The sequence below is a fragment of the Mycobacterium gastri genome (genome assembly GCF_002102175.1).
Taxonomy (GTDB): Bacteria; Actinomycetota; Actinomycetes; order Mycobacteriales; family Mycobacteriaceae; genus Mycobacterium; species Mycobacterium gastri.
The window spans coordinates 1-1373 of sequence record NZ_LQOX01000053.1 but is presented as its reverse complement, the minus strand read 5'-3'; the positions used below and the strand labels follow the sequence as shown (position 1 = coordinate 1373).

The following is a 1373-nucleotide window of genomic DNA, read 5'->3' as shown; positions in this document are numbered from 1 at the left end:
GCATCGCTCCGGTGGGGTCGACGACGGTGGCGCACCGGGTCCAGGACTGCACGACCTGTTGCGACGGGTGGTCGATGACGGCCGGCTCGTGGGGGGGCAGCTGGTCGAGCAGGCCGTGCCCGCGGCAGTAGTCGTCGTTGTAGATGGTGTCGAAGTAGCGTTGCGGACCGTCGGGGAACACCGCGGCGATGCTGGTGTCCGCCGCCATGGTGCGCGCCGCCCAGCCGGCCACCAAAGCGACCGCACCCACACTCCAGCCACCGCTGACGTGGTGAGTGGCCGCCAAGGCACGCGCCGCCCAGACCGCTTCGGCCGGGGCCACCCAGTGCACCTCATCAAAGGCCGGGTAGTCGACATTGCGGGGATAGATGCTCGAACCCAAACCGCGCATCAACCGGGTGGTCGCCGGCTGACCGAAAATCGTCGAACCGATGGTGTCCACACCGATCACCTTCAGGTCGGGGTTAACCTGGCGCAGCACCTTCGCCACCCCGGCCGAGTGGCCACCGGTGCCCACCGAGCACACCAGCACATCGACGCGGCCCAGCTGATCGAGCAACTCCAGCGCCAACGGCCGGTAGGCCTCGACATTGTCGGGATTGTTGTACTGGTTGGGGCACCAGGCGTCGGGGTCAGCGGCCAGCAACTGCGCGATGCGGTCCTTGCGGGCCTGTTGCCATCCGCCGACCGGATGCGGCTCGGTGACCAAGTCGACCTCGGCGCCGTAGGCGCGCAGCATATTCTGCACGATCGGCTCCATCCCCGGGTCGGTGACCACGGTGACCGGATGCCGATACACCATCCCGGCCAGCGCCAACCCCAACCCGAGGGATCCGCTGGTGGATTCCACGATACGGGCCCCCGGGCGCAACTCGCCGCGGGCGCGGGCCCGCTCCACCATGTGCACCGCGGGGCGGTCCTTCATGCTGCCGCCGGGGTTAAACCCTTCCAGTTTGGCCCAAAAGCCGCGGTCAGCGGCGGTCAACGGCGCCGAGATCCGCAACACCGGGGTGTTGCCGACCAAAGCGTCGGGCTGGCGGAACCCGCCGGAGACGGGCTGGCACTGACCGGCACTGACTTGCCGGTTCACCAGCGGCACCGCCCGAGCGCTGCACGGCACCCGGGTGTCCAAAGCTTTCAAAGACGGAATTTGATTGTTCATCGGATCGTCGCTTTCTAACGTGAGGCCGCAGGCGCGGCCATCGACAGGGACAGCGGCCACCGGCCGTCGTGACAAGGCACAACGACCTGGCGCTGACCAATCAGCGACGAGAAAGACAGAACCGGGTCAACAGATCTTGCCCGGTCAAAGCAGCGGCGAACCCACCCGGCGGACCCCGCCCCGCCGAGACCACAAGTTGGGCCAGCAAACC

At 67.8% G+C, this 1373-nt stretch carries 2 protein-coding genes; both read right to left on the bottom strand.

Annotation, left to right across the window (positions count from 1 at the left end; all coding sequences use genetic code 11):
- On the bottom strand, positions 1-1162 hold a 1162-nt coding region (locus AWC07_RS03790), incomplete at its 3' end, for a PLP-dependent cysteine synthase family protein (RefSeq protein ID WP_085104958.1).
- A 100-nt stretch (positions 1163-1262) separates the two neighbouring features.
- Complete coding sequence (gene lpqS, locus AWC07_RS30000) at positions 1263-1370, bottom strand: putative copper homeostasis (lipo)protein LpqS (protein ID WP_482805307.1); 108 nt, start codon at positions 1368-1370, stop codon at positions 1263-1265.
- Positions 1371-1373 lie beyond the last annotated feature (3 nt).